Source organism: Nonomuraea aridisoli (assembly GCF_003236395.1).
Lineage (GTDB): Bacteria > Actinomycetota > Actinomycetes > Streptosporangiales > Streptosporangiaceae > Nonomuraea > Nonomuraea aridisoli.
Genome location: NZ_POUD01000106.1, coordinates 1 through 16,528, shown reverse-complemented (window position 1 = coordinate 16,528; position 16,528 = coordinate 1). Strand labels below are relative to the sequence as shown.

The 16,528-nt window shown below is 73.0% G+C and carries 11 protein-coding genes and 1 pseudogene; all 12 read left to right on the top strand.

What is annotated here, in order from left to right; translation table 11 throughout:
* The first annotated feature begins 44 nt into the window (after positions 1 to 44).
* The gene (gene rsmH / locus C1J01_RS24185; RefSeq protein ID WP_111181263.1) at positions 45 to 1,010 is read left to right on the top strand and encodes a 16S rRNA (cytosine(1402)-N(4))-methyltransferase RsmH; all 966 of its coding nucleotides are present in this window, start codon (positions 45 to 47) and stop codon (positions 1,008 to 1,010) included.
* A complete protein-coding gene (locus C1J01_RS51385) occupies positions 1,000 to 1,854 on the top strand; it encodes a hypothetical protein (protein WP_220040070.1) in 855 nt (284 codons plus the stop codon). The genes rsmH and C1J01_RS51385 overlap by 11 nt, the downstream gene beginning before the upstream one ends.
* 872 nt (positions 1,855 to 2,726) lie before the next feature.
* Positions 2,727 to 4,457 (top strand): peptidoglycan D,D-transpeptidase FtsI family protein, encoded by a 1,731-nt coding sequence (locus C1J01_RS24175; RefSeq protein WP_111181262.1) that lies wholly within the window; start codon positions 2,727 to 2,729, stop codon positions 4,455 to 4,457.
* A gap of 40 nt (positions 4,458 to 4,497) precedes the next feature.
* Positions 4,498 to 6,030 (top strand): UDP-N-acetylmuramoyl-L-alanyl-D-glutamate--2,6-diaminopimelate ligase, encoded by a 1,533-nt coding sequence (locus C1J01_RS24170; protein ID WP_111181261.1) that lies wholly within the window; start codon positions 4,498 to 4,500, stop codon positions 6,028 to 6,030.
* Positions 6,027 to 7,262 (top strand): annotated as a pseudogene (locus C1J01_RS24165) (UDP-N-acetylmuramoyl-tripeptide--D-alanyl-D-alanine ligase); the annotation flags it as partial. The gene C1J01_RS24170 and the pseudogene C1J01_RS24165, both read left to right, overlap by 4 nt.
* A 635-nt stretch (positions 7,263 to 7,897) precedes the next feature.
* A complete protein-coding gene (gene mraY / locus C1J01_RS24155; protein WP_111181260.1) occupies positions 7,898 to 8,965 on the top strand; it encodes a phospho-N-acetylmuramoyl-pentapeptide-transferase in 1,068 nt (355 codons plus the stop codon).
* Positions 8,962 to 10,338: a UDP-N-acetylmuramoyl-L-alanine--D-glutamate ligase gene (gene murD, locus C1J01_RS24150; RefSeq protein WP_235854630.1), complete on the top strand. Its 1,377-nt coding sequence runs from the start codon at positions 8,962 to 8,964 to the stop codon at positions 10,336 to 10,338. The genes mraY and murD overlap by 4 nt, the downstream gene beginning before the upstream one ends.
* Positions 10,322 to 11,611: a putative lipid II flippase FtsW gene (gene ftsW / locus C1J01_RS24145; protein ID WP_111181258.1), complete on the top strand. Its 1,290-nt coding sequence runs from the start codon at positions 10,322 to 10,324 to the stop codon at positions 11,609 to 11,611. Before murD ends, ftsW begins: the two co-directional genes overlap by 17 nt.
* A 12-nt stretch (positions 11,612 to 11,623) precedes the next feature.
* Complete coding sequence (gene murG / locus C1J01_RS24140) at positions 11,624 to 12,700, top strand: undecaprenyldiphospho-muramoylpentapeptide beta-N-acetylglucosaminyltransferase (protein ID WP_111181272.1); 1,077 nt, start codon at positions 11,624 to 11,626, stop codon at positions 12,698 to 12,700.
* On the top strand, positions 12,697 to 14,094 hold the full coding sequence (gene murC, locus C1J01_RS24135) for a UDP-N-acetylmuramate--L-alanine ligase (protein WP_111181257.1): 1,398 nt from the start codon (positions 12,697 to 12,699) through the stop codon (positions 14,092 to 14,094). Before murG ends, murC begins: the two co-directional genes overlap by 4 nt.
* A gap of 91 nt (positions 14,095 to 14,185) precedes the next feature.
* Complete coding sequence (locus C1J01_RS24130; RefSeq protein ID WP_111181256.1) at positions 14,186 to 14,851, top strand: cell division protein FtsQ/DivIB; 666 nt, start codon at positions 14,186 to 14,188, stop codon at positions 14,849 to 14,851.
* Positions 14,852 to 15,185: 334 nt separating this feature from the next.
* Positions 15,186 to 16,528, top strand: a 1,343-nt coding sequence (ftsZ, locus tag C1J01_RS24125; protein ID WP_235854629.1) for a cell division protein FtsZ, incomplete at its 3' end; no start/stop codon positions are given.

Sequence of the window (16,528 nt, the reverse complement as noted above, 5' to 3'; positions counted from 1 at the left end):
ATGACGCGTCATCCGCGAGCAAGGACGCGAGAGGGGGGTTGGAGATGGACGACAACGTCGGCGGGGGCGGTCACGTTCCGGTGATGCTCGACCGCGTACTGGAGTTGCTCGGTCCCGCGCTGTCGGGGCCCGAGCCGGTCGTCGTCGACGCCAACCTCGGTCTCGGCGGCCACTCACAGGCCCTGCTGGCCGCCCATCCGGCGCTGCACCTGATCGGGATCGACCGTGACCCTTTCGCCATCGAACACTCCACCCGCAGGCTGAGCCCGTACGCGGAGCGGATCACGCTGGTGCACGCCTCCTCCGGTGACCTGGCCGAGGTGCTCGCCGACGCCGGGCGCACCACGATCGACGGCGTGCTCTTCGACCTCGGGGTCTCCTCCCCGCAGCTAGACGAGGCCGAGCGCGGGTTCGCCTACTCCTACGACGCGCCGCTCGACATGCGCATGGACACCTCGCAGGAGCTGACCGCCGAACGGGTGGTCAACACCTACTCCGCGGCCGAATTGACCCGCATTCTGCGCGACTACGGCGAGGAACGCTTTGCCGGCAGGGTCGCGGGCCTTATCGTCAAGGAGCGCGCGAAAGAACCCATCGCGTCGACCAAGCGGCTGGCGGACATCGTTCGCGATGCGATCCCCGCCGCGACCCGGCGCACCGGGGGCAACCCCGCTAAACGGACTTTCCAAGCGCTGCGCATCGAAGTGAACGCGGAGCTGTCCGCCCTGGAGGCGGCGCTGCCCGCGGCGCTCGACGCGCTGGCGCTCGGTGGGCGAGTCGTCGTGCTCTCCTACCACTCACTCGAGGACCGGCTCGCCAAGCAGGCCCTCACGGCGCGAACCAGGGACACCAGCCCGCCCGGGCTGCCCGTCCCGCTGCCGGCGCACCAGCCGAGGTTCCGCCTGCTGACGAGGGGAGCGGAGCTCCCAAGCGACGAAGAGCTCGCCCGCAACCCGCGGGCGGCCTCGGCCCGGCTACGGGCGGCAGAGAGGATCCGTGTTGACGACTGAGCAGGAGACCGGCCGGAGTGCGAACGTCCGCCGTGCCGTGCCCAAGACGGGCACGCGCCGGTCGGCGACGCCGACGCAGTCCAAGCCGCGTCCCCGTCCCGACGTGCGCGCCGAGGCCGCCGAGGCCGCTGAGGCCGCCGCCAAGCGATCGGCCGCCGAACGCGCGCGCGCCGAGGCCGCGAGCAGGCGGCCGGCGGAGGAGCGCGTACGCGCCGGGGCCGGCGAGCGCGGGCGGTCCGAAGCCAGGAGACCGGTCTCCGCACGCGCCGGCGCCGGAGCGCAGTCTCCCGCGGCCGAACGGGCCCGGGGCGGCGTGAAGGCGCCTGCCACCGGGCGCGGCGCCGACGTGAAGCCGCCGACCGCCGGGCGCGGCACCGGGGTGAAGACTCCGCCCACCGGGCGCGGCACCGGTGTCAAGGCGCCGCCCGCCGGGCGTGGCGCCGGCGTGAAGACGCCGCCCGCCGAGGGGGCGTCGACCAAGCGGCCGGCGGCCTCGCGCGCCGCCGCCCCGTCGCGCCGTCCGGCGCCGCGGCGCGGTCCCGCGCGCCGGCAGCGGGCGCCGTTCGTGCTGCTCGTGGTCGGCCTGCTGTGCGGCGGCCTGGTGAGCCTGCTGCTGCTCAACACGATGCTCGCGCAGGACGCCATCACCGACGCCACCCTGCGCAGCGAGATCGCGGTCGCCCGCCAGGAGAACGAGAAGATCGAGCTGGAATACCAGCGCAAGACCCAGCCCGACGTCATCGCCGAGCTGGCCGAGAAGCAGGGCCAGCACCCTGACTGGGACGCCGTCAACAGCTGGAGCAGCGCGGGCGACCAGGTCAGCCGGGTGGACACGGAACGGTGAGGGAATCAGGCGGCAGGGGGCAGGGTCCCGGCCGCGGCGCTGGCGGCGCCGGCTCTCAGGGAGGGCCCGGCGCCGCTCGTCGTACGCCGGGCGGACCGGGACGGTCGGGGCGGCAGGGCGGCTCCGCGCGTTCCGACGGGTCGGGTCGTCCGGCGTCGCCGGAGAACCCGCCACGCCGGCCGTCGGAGCGGCTCGATCCGTTCGAGCTGCCGTTCGGGCACGACGACGACCGCGGCCGGCCGCCCCGGGACCCGTCGGAGGAGCCGCGCGGGCGCAACGGCTCACGCGGGCGCTCGCCTCAGGAACCGCCTGAGGAGCCGCGCGGCCGCAACGGCTCCGCACGGGGCCGGCCGCCTCAGGATCCCGCCGGCGAGGGGCGTGCCGGCTCCTCGCGCGGGCGTTCCCGCGAGGAGCCGCGTTCGCGTCCGGGTGACGAGCCTGCGCGGCCGCGCAGGCATCCGCGTGACGACGACGAGCGCCCGCGGGGCCGCTCGGCGTCCCAGGGCCGCGACGAGTCCGTCCGCGGCCGTTCCGCCGCTGGTCGTGACGACGAGCCGCTGCGACGACGCGGTCCCGCTCGCGACGACGACGCCGCGCCCCGTGGTCGTGGCGAGCCGCCGCGCGGGCGGGGGCCGCTCGGGCCGGGCGACCGTCCGCGGGGGCGGCCCGCCCAAGGGCACGACGACCGTGCCAGGGGCCGTGACGACGGGTCGCCGCGCCGTACCCAGGCCGGCTCCTCCAGGGCGCAGGCCGTCAGCCGCCAGGACGCCGCGCGCGAGCGCGCGCCGGGGCGGCGCGGCGCCGACGTGCCGCCGCCACGCCGCCCCGGCGGCAGGCCGCCCACCCCGCCGCGCCCGCCGAGGCCGCCGCTCATGCTGCGGCTGGGCAGCCCGCGCCGGCGCATCAACATCGGCCTGATCGGCATGACGTTCATCCTGTCGATCTTCGCCGGCCGGCTGATCCAGATGCAGGGCCTCGACTCCAAGGTGTACGAGGCCGCCGCCGTCGGCCAGCGCCAGCACATCGAGCTCATCCCGGCCAAGCGCGGCTCCATCACCGACGTCAACGGCCACGAGCTCGCCGTCACCGTCGAGGCCCGCGAGGTGTCGATCGACCCCACGAAGGTGCCCGCGCAGGTCCGCCAGCAGGTGGCCAGGAGCCTGGCCACGCAGCTCGGCAAGACCGAGCAGGAGATGGCCGAGAAGCTCGCCAGGACCCACACCCGCTACCAGCTCCTGGCCCGCGACGTCGACCCCGTCGTGGCGACCAGGCTGGTGCAGGCCGGCATCCCGTCGCTGGCGACGAAGCGGACCTACCGCCGCCTCTACCCGGCCGGCGACCTCGCGGGCAGCCTCATCGGCTTCGTCGGCGACGAGGGCACCGGCCTTGGCGGCATGGAGCAGGCGAAGAACTCCCTGCTGGCCGGCCGCGACGGCAAGCAGCGCGTCGAGACGGGCCGCGACGGTCAGCGCATCCCGATGACCAGCAGCCAGCGCACGGCCCCGGTAGACGGCAAGGACGTCCGCCTGACCATCGACCGCGACATCCAGTGGGCCGCGCAGAAGTCCATCGACGAGCAGGTGCGCGCCTCGAACGCCGACAGCGGCACCGTCATCGTCATGGACGTGCAGACGGCCCAGATCGTCGCCATGGCCAACGCTCCCGAGCTCGACCTGAACAACTGGCGCAAGGCCGACGAGAGCAGCTACATCAACAAGGCCGCGGCCGACGTCTTCGAGCCCGGCAGCACCAACAAGGTGATCACCGCCGCCGCCGCGCTGGAGGCAGGCGCGGTCACGCCCGACACGGTCTACCGCGTGCCCGACCGCATCCGCTGCGCCGACCAGGTGCTGCACGACGCCCACACGCACAAGGTGGAGTCGATGACCTTCCGCCAGGCGGTGGCCGAGTCGAGCAACGTCGCCACGGTCATGGCGGCGCGTGAGATCGGCAGCGCGCGGCTGTACCAGATGCTGAAGGCGTTCGGCTTCGGCACCCGGCCGGGCGGCGGCGTCCCGAACGCCGAGGCCGGGCTGCTGCCCGACTACCGCAAGTGGTCGGGCAGCCAGAACTGCACGGTCGCGTACGGGCAGGGCGTCTCGGTGACGGCCCTGCAGATGGCCAGCGTCTACCAGACGATCGCCAACGGCGGCGTCAAGGTCGAGCCGCAGATCGTGGCCGGCACGACGGACGCCTCGGGCAGGTTCGTCCCCGCTCCCGCAGGTAAGCAGACCAGGGTGGTGAGCGAGACGACGGCCAAGGAGGTCACGACGATGCTGGAGAGCGCGGTCGGCGCCGAGGGCACCGGGCAGCTGGCCGCCATCCCGGGCTACCGGGTGGCGGGCAAGACCGGAACGGCCAACCGCTACGACGCCGAACTCGGCCGCTATGACGGCTACACTGCCTCCTTCGCCGGGTTCGCGCCCGCCGACAAGCCCCGCCTCGTGGTGCTGTCGGTGGTGCAGAACCCCAAGAAGGGCCACTTCGGCGGAGAGCTGGCGGCCCCGGTCTTCAAGGATGTGATGACGTTCGCCATCAAGAGCAAGAAGATTCCTCCCACAGGGTCCGTCGCCCCGCCCGTGCGGGCGCGCGCGGACCAGTGAGCAGGGAAGGTACGCTCTCGCCGTGCGTCCCCCGTCGTCCATGCGCCCCACGTCCAGCCCGCCTCGCCCACTGACCGGGCTCGCGACCATGCTCGACGCCGATTCCGGCTCGTCGCGCTCACCTCACGCCGCCCTGACCGGCGTGACCATTCACTCCGGCAACGTCCGGCGCGGCGATCTCTACGTCGCCCTGCCCGGAAACCGCGCCCACGGCGCCGACTACGCCGCCGACGCCATGGCGCGCGGCGCGGTCGCCGTGCTCACCGACCCGGCCGGCCGCGAGGCGGCCGTGGCGACCGGGCTGCCGGTGCTCGTCGTGCCCGATCCGCGCGGCCTGCTCGGGCAGATCTCCTCCTGGGTGTACGGCCAGCCGGCCCACGACATCCAGATCCTCGGCGTGACCGGCACCAGCGGCAAGTCCACCACCACCTTCATGCTGGAGGCCGGCCTGCGAGCGGCCGGTCACCGTACGGGGCTGGTGGGCGGGGTCGAGATCCGCGCGGCCGGCCTGCGCTTCCAGCCCACGCTCACCACGCCGGAGGCGACGGAGCTGCACGGCCTGTTCGCGCTGATGCGGGAGGAGGGCGTCACCGCCGCCGCCATGGAGGTCTCCAGCCACGCGCTCGCGCTCGGCAGGGTCGACGGCATCTACTACGACGTGGCGCTGTTCACCAACCTGTCGCAGGACCACCTCGACTTCCACAAGGACTTCGACGACTACTTCGCGACGAAGGCGAAGCTGTTCCAGCCCGAGCTGAGCCGCGCCGGCGTGACGAACGTCGACGACCACTACGGGCGCGAGCTGCTCGGCCTGGCGAAGGTGCCGATGACCACGTTCTCGGCGCAGGGCGACCCGGAGGCCCAGTGGCGGGCGATGGACGCCCGGCTCGGCGCCGACGGCAGCGCGTTCCGGGTGGTGGGGCCCGGCGGGGTGGAGGCCGACGCGCAGATCGCGCTGCCCGGCCCGTTCAACGTCGCCAACGCGCTCGGCGCCATCGTGACCCTCGTGGAGGCGGGGGTGCCGCTGCAGACGGCCGTCCACGGCGTCGGCACGCTGACCGGGGTGCCGGGGCGCATGGAACGTGTCACGGGCGCCGACGACGACTTCCAGGCCATCGTCGACTACTCCCACAAACCTGGCGCCGTCGAATCGGTGCTGTGCTCCCTGCGGTCCGTGACGGCCGGCAGGCTGATCATCGTGCTCGGCTGTGGGGGCGACCGCGATTCGGGTAAACGTCCCACTATGGGAGAAATCTCCGCACGACTGGCGGATGTGGCCATCTTCACGAACGACAATCCGCGTTCGGAGGATCCGCTGGCCATCCTCACGACGATGATGGAGGGGGCGCTCCGCGTTCCGCAGCACGACCGCGCTCATGTGATCATTGAGCCCGACCGCGCGGCCGCCATCGGTCTCGCGATCGCCCGGGCCGGGCGCGGCGACGTCGTCGTGGTGGCCGGCAAGGGCCACGAACAGGGCCAGTACGTCTCTGGCGAGGTGATCCCCTTCGACGACCGCGAGGTGGTCGCCGAAGCGATCGACGCACGCAAGGAAAGCAGGAAGCACTCATGATCCCGATGCCTCTGGCCAGGATCGCCGAGATGACCTCGGGCGCCCTGTCGGGCATGGCCGATCCCCGCGCGGTGGTGCGCGGGCCCGTCGTGATCGACTCACGGGCCGTCGAACCGGGATCCCTCTTCGTCGCCATCAAGGGCGCGCGGGTCGACGGTCACGACTTCGCCGCGCAGGCCGTCCGCGCCGGCGCCGTCGCCGTGCTGGCCACCCGGCCGGTCGAGGCACCCTCGGTGATCGTGCCCGACGCCGCCGCCGCGCTCGCCGAGCTGGCCGCCGCCCAGGTCAGGGCGCTGCCCGAGGTCACCGTGATCGGCGTGACCGGCTCGGCCGGCAAGACCAGCACCAAAGACCTCCTGGCCCGGCTCACCGGCCGGATCGGCGCCACCGTCGCGCCCGTCGGCAGCTTCAACAACGAGCTCGGCCACCCGCTGACCGTGCTGCGGGCCGACCTCGGCACCCGCTTCATGGTGCTGGAGCTGGCCGCCCGCAACATCGGCCACATCAAGGACCTGACCCGCATCGCGCCGCCGCAGATCGGCGTGGTGCTCAACGTCGGCACCGCCCACCTCGGCGTGTTCGGCGGCAAGGAGGCCATCGCCAAGGCCAAGGGCGAGCTGGTGGAGGCGCTGCCGCGCACGGGCGTGGCGGTGCTCAACGCCGACGACCCGCTGGTGCGGGCCATGGCCTCCCGTACGGACGCGCGGGTGACCTTCTTCGGGCGCGGCGAGTCCGCCGCGATCCGGGCCGAGGACGTCGTGGTCGACGCCCGCGGGCGGGCCTCCTTCACACTGCGCACGCCGTCCGGCACCGCCCCGGTGTCGCTGCAGCTGTACGGCGCCCACGCGGTCGACAACGCGCTGGCCGCCGCCGCGGCGGGCTACGAGCTGGGCCTGCCGGTGGCGACCATCGCCGAGGAGTTGTCGGCCGCCACGCCGCGCAGCCGGTGGCGGATGGAGGTCACCGACCGGCCCGACGGGGTGACCGTCGTCAACGACGCCTACAACGCCAACCCCGACTCGATGCGGGCCGCGTTCGAGATGTTCGAGGTGCTCGGCAAGGGGCGGCGGCGGTTCGCGGTCATCGCGGCGCTGCGGGAGCTGGGCGACGACGGGCCGGCGCTCAACGCCGAGCTCGGGCGGATGGCCGGCTCCGCGGGGCTGGCCGGCCTCATCGTGGCCGGGCCCGACGCCGAGCCCGTGCTGGAGGGCGCCCACGCCGCCGCCCGCGAATCGGCTCCCGGGCCGCACCCGGCGGCGCCTCCGACTCCCGGCCCTGCTCCGCACACCGGACCTGCTTCTCACACCGGCGCGGCTCCGCAGGCCGGCGCGGCTCCGCATGCTGGCCCCGCTTCTCACGTCGATGCGGCTCCGCAGGCCGGTCCGGCTCCGCACGCTGGTGCGGCTCCCGCCGGGGCGGTTCCTCCCGGTCCGCTGCCCGCCAACCCGTCTCACGGCGTTCCGCATGCGCCGGTTCCGGCGCCCGGCCCCGTGCCTGGCGGTCCCGTTCCGGGCGCGGCGCCGCACGGTGGGCCCGTTCCGGGTGGGCCGCACGGTGGGCCGGGGGCGCCTTACGGCGGTCCTGTGTCCGGTGGGGCGCCTTACGGGGGTCCCGTGCCGATGCCTGCTCCCGTGCCCGCCCCGCACGGGCCCGGGCCGCACGCTCCCCTGGTCGGGGGACCGCCCGGGCCCGGCGGCGGCGGAGCGCACCCCGGGCAGGGGACGCGGATCGTGCACGTGCCCGACGCCGAGGCCGCCGCGGCCGAACTGGCCGGCTGGCTGCGCCCGGGTGACGCGGTGCTGATCAAGGGACCGAGGGCCATGGGCCTGGAGCGGACGGCCGAGCTGCTGCTCGGGGGTGCCGCCCAGTGACCAACATCATCATCGCCGGCGCGGTGGGCCTGATCCTGTCCATGCTGGGCACCCCGCTGGCGATCCGGCTGTTCTCGCGCCGCGGCTACGGCCAGGAGATCCGCGAGGAACTCGCGGCCTCGACCTCCGGCCACCAGGGCAAGCGGGGCACGCCCACCATGGGCGGCACGGTGATCGTGCTGGCCGCCCTGCTCGCCTACGGCGCCTCCCACCTGGCGACGCTGGAGCCGCCGACGGTGTCCGGCCTGCTCGTGCTGTTCCTCATGACGGGGCTCGGCGCGGTGGGCTTCCTCGACGACTTCATCAAGATTTACAAGCAGCGCAGCCTCGGCCTGCGCAGCGGCGCCAAGGCCCTCGGCCAGCTCGTCGTCGGCGCCGTCTTCGCGTTCATGGTGGTCCGCGAGCCCAACGTGTACGGCATCACACCGGCCGAGACCCGCCTGTCGTTCCTGCGCGACATCGGGCCGTCGATCGGCATCGTCGGGTTCACCATCTGGGTCCTGATCATGATCGTCGGGTTCTCCAACGCGGTGAACCTCACCGACGGCCTCGACGGTCTGGCCAGCGGCGCGACCGGCACCGTGCTGGCGGCGTACATCCTGATCGGCAACTGGCAGCTGCGCAACAACTGCATCGACCAGCTCGGCCCCAACTGCTACTGGGTACGAGATCCGCTCGACCTGGCCGTGGTCGCCGCCTCGGTGCTGGGGGCGCTGATCGGGTTCCTGTGGTGGAACGCGCCGCCCGCCCGCATCTTCATGGGCGACACCGGCTCGCTGGCCCTCGGCGGCGTGCTGGCCGGCCTCGCCATCGCCACCCGCACCCAGCTCCTGCTGATCATCCTGGCCGGCCTGTGTGTGATCATCACGCTGTCGGTCATCATCCAGGTCGGTTCCTTCAAGCTGACCGGGAAACGGGTGTTCAGAATGGCGCCGTTGCAGCACCACTTCGAGCTCAAGGGCTGGAAGGAGACCACGATCGTGGTCCGCTTCTGGCTGATCGCGATGCTCTGCTCGGCGCTCGGGCTCGGTCTGTTCTACGTCGAATGGATGCCTGGGGCATGACTCTCACCTGTGTCGCCGGGCTCGGCGTCTCCGGCACCGCCGTGGCCAGGCTGCTGGCCGAGCGCGGCGAGCGCGTCGTGGTCGTGGAGTCCACGGAGGGCGAGCGGCAGCTCGCCGCCGCGACCGAGCTGGCGCGGGTCGGCGCCGAGACCCGCTTCGGTGAGCCGGCGCTGCCCGAGGGGGCGACGCGGGTCGTCACCACCGGCTGGGCGCCGCACCACCCGCTGATCGCCGCCGCGCTGCGCGCCGGGGTCGAGGTCGTGGGGGAGGTGGAGCTGGCCTGGCGGCTGCGTCCCGAGCAGGCCGCGCCCTGGTTGGCGCTGACCGGCACCAACGGCAAGACCACCGCCGTGCGCATGCTCACCTCGATCCTGCTTGCCGCCGGGCGCAAGGCGGTGGCCGTGGGCAACGTGGGCGTGCCCGTGGTGCAGGCCGTCGCGGAGCCGTACGACGTGCTGGCCGTCGAGCTGTCCAGCTTCCAGCTCCACTGGTCCAGCACGCTCGCCCCGCACGCCGCGGCCGTGCTCAACGTCGCGCCCGACCACCTCGACTGGCACGGCTCCATGGAGGAGTACGCCGCCGCCAAGGGCCGCATCTTCGAGCGCGCCGGCACCGTGATCTACAACGCCGACGACCCCGAGGCCACCCGGCTGGCGGCGCCGTACCCGCGAGTCGTCGGGTTCACGCTGCGGGTGCCGAGGAGCGGCCAGATCGGCGTGGTGGAGGACCTGCTGGTCGACCGGGCGTTCGTGGCCGACCCCGTCGAGGCGGCCGAGGAGCTCGCCACGCTCGACGACGTACGCCCGTTCGCGCCGCACAACGTGGCCAACGCGCTGGCCGCCGCCGCCCTGGCCCGCTCGCTCGGGGTGCCGTCGGAGGCCGTGCGGCAGGGGCTGCGCGACTTCGTGCCCGACCCGCACCGGCTGGCCCACGTCGACCGGATCGGCGAGGTCGACTACATCGACGACTCCAAGGCCACCAATCCGCACGCCGCCGCCGCGGCCCTCGCCTCGTACCCGTCGGTGGTCTGGGTGGCGGGCGGCCTGCTGAAGGGCGCCGACGTGGACGAGCTCGTCCGCGAGGCCGCCCCCAGGCTGCGCGGCGCGGTGCTGCTGGGCGCCGACCGCGCGCGGATCGCCGAAGCCATCGCGCGACACGCACCGAATGTCCCCGTCGTGGACATTCCGGATCGGGACACTGGTGCGATGGAACGAGTCGTCACCGAAGCCGCCCGGCTGGCCTCACCCGGGGACACCGTGCTGCTCTCCCCGGCGGGGGCCTCCCTCGACATGTTCGCCAACTATCCGGCGCGGGGGGAGGCCTTCGCGCGTGCCGTACGCGAGCTGAGGGCACGGCGTGAGCACGAGCGCTGAGGAGCGCGCGCGCCCCGCGGCGCCGCCGCAGGAGGGGCCGGGCACGTGGGCGCGCGAGCAGCTCGCGGCGGTCAAGGAGCTGCTCGGCAAGCCGCTCACCACCTACTACCTGATCATCATGTGCAGCGCGCTGCTGCTCGCGCTCGGGCTGATGATGGTGTTGTCGGCCTCCAGCATCGAGGCGTTGCAGAAGACCGGCAGCCCGTTCTCGTGGTTCATCAAGCAGTCGCTGTCGGCGGCGCTCGGCGTGCCCGTGATGTACGTCTGCTCGCGCCTGCCGGTCAAGTTCTTCCGCTGGGCCGGCTATCCGCTGATGGCGCTGTCGATCATCGCGCTGATCATGGTGCTGTTCATCGGCTCGTCCGAGCTGGGCGCGCAGCGGTGGATCTACATCGGCGACTTCACCATCCAGCCGTCCGAGCCGGCCAAGCTCGGGCTCGTGCTGTGGGGGGCCGACCTGCTGGCCAGGCGCGCCCGGCACGGGCGCATCGAGTGGCGGCAGATGCTGATCCCGCTCATGCCCGGCACCGCGATCCTGGCCGTCATGGTCATGCTCGGCCGCGACCTCGGCACCACGCTCGTGCTCTTCATGATCTTCCTCGCGCTGCTGTGGGTGGTGGGCGCGCCGATCAAGCTGTTCGGCGGCATCCTCGCGCTGGCGGTGCTGGCCGCGGTCATCATGATCAAGGTGGAGCCGTACCGGATGGCGCGCATCGGCGCCTTCCTCGACCCGTGGGCCGACGCGCAGGGCGCGGGCTACCAGGCCGTGCAGGGGCAGATCGCCATGGGGTCGGGCGGGTGGTTCGGGCTCGGGCTGGGCAGCAGCCGGCAGAAGTGGAGCTGGCTGCCCCACGGAGAGAGCGACTTCATCTTCGCCATCCTCGGCGAGGAGCTCGGGCTCATGGGCACGCTCATGGTCGTGGCGCTGTTCGGCCTGCTCGGCTACGCCGGCCTGCGCGTGGCCGTACGCGTCAACGACCCCTTCATCCGCCTGGCGGCGGCCGCCATGGTCGCCTGGATCGTCGGCCAGGCCACCGTCAACATGGGCGCCGTTCTCGGCGTCCTGCCGATCACCGGCATCCCCCTGCCGCTGGTCTCGTACGGTGGATCCGCGCTGCTCCCCACGCTGGCCGCGCTCGGCATGCTGCTGTCGTTCGCCAAGCGGGAGCCGGGCGCGCGGGAGGCCCTGGCGGCTCGTGGCCCCGGGCCTGTCTCCCGGGCCCTAAGCTGGCTGGGCCTGGGGGGTATGACCAGAGGCCGGATGAGACGTTAGGGAGTGACCGAGATGAGGGTGGTCCTCGCCGGTGGGGGGACGGCCGGGCACATCGAGCCCGCGCTGGCCCTTGCTGACGCGCTGCGTCACCTTGACCCGAGCATCGGCATCACGTGCGTCGGCACCGACCGCGGCCTGGAGACCCGGCTGGTGCCCGCCAGGGGCTACGAGCTGGAGCTGGTGCCGGCGGTGCCGCTGCCGCGGGCGATCACCCCGAGCCTGCTGACCGTGCCCGGCAGGCTGGCCGGGGCGATCAACGCCGTGTCGGCGATCCTCGACCGGGTCAAGGCCGACATCCTGGTGGGCTTCGGCGGCTACGTCGCCACCCCCGCCTACCTGGCGGCCCGGCGGCGCGGCCTGCCGATCGTCGTCCACGAGGCCAACCCCCGTCCGGGGCTGGCCAACCGGCTGGGCGCGCGGCTGACCGAGCACGTGTTCACCGGCTACCCCGACGGCGCGCTGCCCAAGGCCGCCTACATCGGCACGCCGCTGCGCCGCGAGATCGTCACGCTCGACCGGCTGTCCACGGGCGACAAGGCGCGCTCGTGGTTCGGGCTGGAGAACGACCGGCCGACGCTGCTGGTCTTCGGCGGCTCGCAGGGCGCCCGGTCGATCAACCAGGCGGCGCTGGCCGCCGCGCCGGCGCTGCGCGCGGCCGGCATGCAGGTGCTCCACGTGCTCGGCCCGAAGAACACGGTCGACCAGGAGCCGCCGCCCGGCGACCCGCAGTACGTCCTGCTGCCCTACGTCGACCGCATGGACCTCGCCTACGCCGCCGCCGACCTGGCGCTGTGCCGCAGCGGGGCGCTGACCTGCGCGGAGCTGACCGCGGTCGGGCTGCCGGCCGCGTACGCGCCGCTGCCTCACGGCAACGGCGAGCAGCGGATCAACGCCGAGCGCATCGTGCAGGGAGGCGGCGGCCTGATGGTCGACGACGCCGACCTGACACCTGATTGGATCATTCAGAACGTCCTGCCCATCCTCCGCGATCCCGAGCGGGTCGCCGTCATGTCGGAGGCGGCCTCCAGGCTGGGGCGCAAGGACGCCGATATCACGCTTGCCCGGAAAGTGTTGGAGATAGCCCGATGAGTCTCGTCAAGCTGGTCGATCCCGTCGCCGAAGCAGATCTAGGACGGGTGCACTTCATCGGCATAGGCGGCGCCGGCATGTCGGGCATCGCCCGCATCCTCCTCAAGCGCGGCATACGAGTGTCGGGCAGCGACGCGCGCAGCTCCGAGCTGATCACCGAGCTGCGCGAGCTGGGCGCCACCGTCCACATCGGGCACGCGGCCTCCCACATCAGAGACGTCGACACGGTGGTCGTCTCGACCGCCATCCGCGACTCCAACCCCGAGCTGGGGGAGGCGCTCAAGCAGGGGCTGCGCATCATCCCGCGGGCCGCCGCGCTGGCCTCCGTCATGGCCGGGCGCACCGCGGTGGCCATCGCCGGCACCCACGGCAAGACCACCACCACCTCGATGCTCACCGTGGCGCTGCAGAAATGCGGCGCCGACCCGTCCTACTGCGTGGGCGGCCAGCTCGTCACCACCGGGCTCGGCGCCGACGACGGGCAGGGCCGGGTGTTCGTGGCCGAGGCCGACGAGAGCGACGGCTCGTTCCTCATGCTCGCCCCCGACATCGCCGTGGTCACCAACGTCGAGGCCGACCACCTCGACAACTACGGCGACCCGCGGGCGGTGCACGACAGCTTCGCCAGGTTCGCCGACCGGGTCGGCTCGCTGCTCGTGGTGTGCGCCGACGATCCGGGCGCGGCCGAACTGGCGCGCCGCGCCGCCGAGCGCGGGCAGCGCGTCAAGACGTACGGCACGCAGGGCGAGCACTACCGGGTCTGCGACGTCCGTCCCGACGGGTTCGGCACGGTGTTCGCCATCGAGGGCAAGGGCGAGGTGCGCCTGGCCGTCCCCGGGGCGCACAACGCGCTCAACGCCGCGGCGGCCATCGCCGTGGCCGACGAGCTGGGGCTGCCGTTCGAGGAGATCAGAGACGGCCTGGGCGCCTTCACAGGGGCCAAGCGCCGCTTCGAGGCCAAGGGCGAGGCCGGCGGCATCGCCGTCTTCGACAGCTACGCCCACCACCCGACCGAGCTGACCGCCGACCTGCGGGCCGCCCGCGACGTGGTCGCCTCCTACTCCGGCACCGGCCGCGTCATCGCCGTCTTCCAGCCCCACCTGTACTCGCGCACGCGCTTCTTCGCCGAGGAGTTCGGCCAGGCGCTCGGGCTCGCCGACGAGGCCATCGTGCTCGACGTCTACGGCGCCCGCGAGGACCCCGAGCCGGGCGTCTCGGGCGCGATGGTGGCCGGTCTGGTGCCGCTGCCGCCCGAGCGGGTCGCGTACGCGCCCGACCGCTCCGCGGTGCCGGCGCTGGTGGCCGCGCGGGCGCGGCCGGGCGACATCGTGCTCACGATGGGCGCGGGCGACATCACCGAGCTCGGCCCGCAGATCGTCGCCCGCCTCTCCTGACGGGCCCCGTTTCTTGGCGTGGCGGCCGCGCTCGCGTCGCGCGGCGGCGTAGGTTCTGTGCCGACGCAATGACGATCATGCGGGGAGGGCGATGAAGGCTCGCACGGCGTTCCTGGTGCTGCTGACCGCGGGGGTGGTCGGCACGGCCGCCTGGCTGGTGTTCTTCTCGCCGGTGCTGGGCGTGCGCTCGATCGACATCGTGGGAAATCTCACAGTGCCGAAGGAGCGCATCGAGCAGCAGGCCGGCGTACCGGATCTGCATCCCCTCGCCACCGTCAACCTCGCCGAGGTGGAGGGCCGTGTCCTCGGCATCAGGCAGCTCGCCGGCGCCAAGGTGGACCGGATCTGGCCCGGCACGCTGCGCATCGAGGTGGTCGAGCGGGAGCCGGTGGCCGTGATCCAGGTGGGCGACAAGTACGCGATCATCGACAAGCACGGCGTGGTGATCGAGGTCGAGACCGCCCTGCCGCCGCTGCTGCCGGTGCTCAAGGTCGACCGCCCTGCCGAGGGCGACCCCGCCATGATGGCGGCGCTGCAGGTCATCGACGCGGTCCCCGACGAGGTGGCGGGCAAGGTCAGGCAGGTACGCGCCGGCACGGCCGAGGGCGTGACCCTGGAGCTGTCCGACGGCCGTACCGTGATCTGGGGCGGCACCGACCGCCCGCAGGAGAAGGGCCGCATCCTGACCTCCCTGCTCAAACGCGAGAAGGCCGCCCAGTACGACGTCAGCTCTCCCGACGTGGTGACGCTGAAGTGACCGTGATCGTCAGGGTCTGGCAACCCGGCGGCAACGGCATCGCCGAGCCTGTGCGAGACGCGGCGCGCGGCGTGAGAACCTGTAAGCCGGACTTCCGGCAGTGGGGGGCCGCGACCTGGCGCGCGCGGAGCGAATCGGACAGCCCGCGACACGCCGGACGTGCTTGCGGCGCGGTTAGTTGACCCGGCTGGAGCGTAACTCCTACTGTCCGTATCAATCCTCAGGTTGACATAAATCTAAATCTCAACCTGAGGTTGAGAGTTATCCGAACTGAGAAAAAGCGGAGACAATCCGCACCGAAATGGCAAGTCAACGAGCGGAAAGGCCCCTCGTCGTGGCAGCACCGCAGAACTACCTCGCGGTCATCAAGGTCGTCGGCATCGGCGGCGGCGGAGTGAACGCCGTCAACCGGATGATCGAGGAGGGACTCAAGGGCGTCGAGTTCATCGCGATAAACACCGACGCCCAGGCGCTGCTGATGAGTGACGCCGATGTGAAACTCGACGTGGGCCGTGAGCTCACGCGCGGACTGGGCGCGGGCGCGAACCCCGACGTGGGCCGCAAGGCCGCCGAGGACCATCGCGAGGAGATCGAGGAGGTCCTCAAGGGGGCCGACATGGTCTTCGTCACGGCCGGCGAGGGCGGCGGCACCGGCACGGGCGGCGCGCCCGTCGTGGCCAACATCGCCCGGTCGCTGGGCGCGCTGACCATCGGCGTCGTGACGCGGCCCTTCAGCTTCGAGGGCCGGCGCCGGGCCATGCAGGCCGAGGCGGGCATCGAGACGTTGCGCGACGAGGTCGACACGCTGATCGTGATTCCCAACGACCGGCTGCTGTCGATCTCCGACCGGCAGGTGAGCGTGCTCGACGCCTTCAAGGCGGCCGACCAGGTGCTGCTGTCGGGTGTCCAGGGCATCACCGACCTGATCACCACGCCCGGCCTGATCAACCTCGACTTCGCCGACGTCAAGTCGGTCATGTCGGGGGCGGGCTCGGCGCTCATGGGCATCGGCCACGCCCGCGGCGACGACCGCTCGGTGGCGGCCGCCGAGATGGCGGTCTCCAGCCCGCTGCTGGAGGCCAGCATCGACGGCGCCCACGGCGTGCTGCTGTCGATCGCGGGCGGCTCCGACCTCGGTCTGTTCGAGATCAACGAGGCGGCCCAGCTCGTGTCGATGGCTGCGGCGCCCGACGCCAACATCATCTTCGGTACGGTCATCGACGACGCCCTCGGCGACGAGGTGCGGGTGACCGTGATCGCGGCGGGCTTCGACGACGTGCCGGGCCCGGCGGAGAAGCAGGTGCCCCGCCCGGCGGCGCGCCCCGCCGCCCAGCCGCCCGCGCCTCCCGTGTCGTCGCCCGTGCGGCCCACCCTGTCGTCGCCGAGCGTCAAGTCCGAGCCGTCCGCGCTGCGGCCTGAGCCGCGCGCTGAGGTGCGTCCTGAGCCCAGGGCGGACTTCAGGTCCGACGCGCGGCCGGAGCCCCGTCCCGAGGCTCGTCCCGAGCCCCGTACGGAGTCTCGCCCCGAGCCGCGCTCCGACTTCCGCGTGGAGTCGCGGCCGGAGCCGCCGCGGGCCGAGCCGCGTGTGGAGCCCAGGCCCGAGCCCGTGCGCCCGGTGGAGCCCGTGCAGGCCGTCGAGCAGGACTCCGACGAGCCCGCCGACGAGCCCTCCGGCCC

What these genes read in the sequence shown, in the direction of transcription:
- murG (WP_111181272.1), top strand. Translation starts at nt 11,624, where the DNA reads ATGAGGGTGGTCCTCGCCGGTGGGGGGACGGCCGGGCACATCGAGCCC.
- murD (WP_235854630.1), top strand. Translation starts at nt 8,962, where the DNA reads ATGACTCTCACCTGTGTCGCCGGGCTCGGCGTCTCCGGCACCGCCGTG.
- murC (WP_111181257.1), top strand. Translation starts at nt 12,697, where the DNA reads ATGAGTCTCGTCAAGCTGGTCGATCCCGTCGCCGAAGCAGATCTAGGA.
- C1J01_RS24170 (WP_111181261.1), top strand. Translation starts at nt 4,498, where the DNA reads ATGCGCCCCACGTCCAGCCCGCCTCGCCCACTGACCGGGCTCGCGACC.
- rsmH (WP_111181263.1), top strand. Translation starts at nt 45, where the DNA reads ATGGACGACAACGTCGGCGGGGGCGGTCACGTTCCGGTGATGCTCGAC.
- C1J01_RS24130 (WP_111181256.1), top strand. Translation starts at nt 14,186, where the DNA reads ATGAAGGCTCGCACGGCGTTCCTGGTGCTGCTGACCGCGGGGGTGGTC.
- C1J01_RS24175 (WP_111181262.1), top strand. Translation starts at nt 2,727, where the DNA reads ATGCTGCGGCTGGGCAGCCCGCGCCGGCGCATCAACATCGGCCTGATC.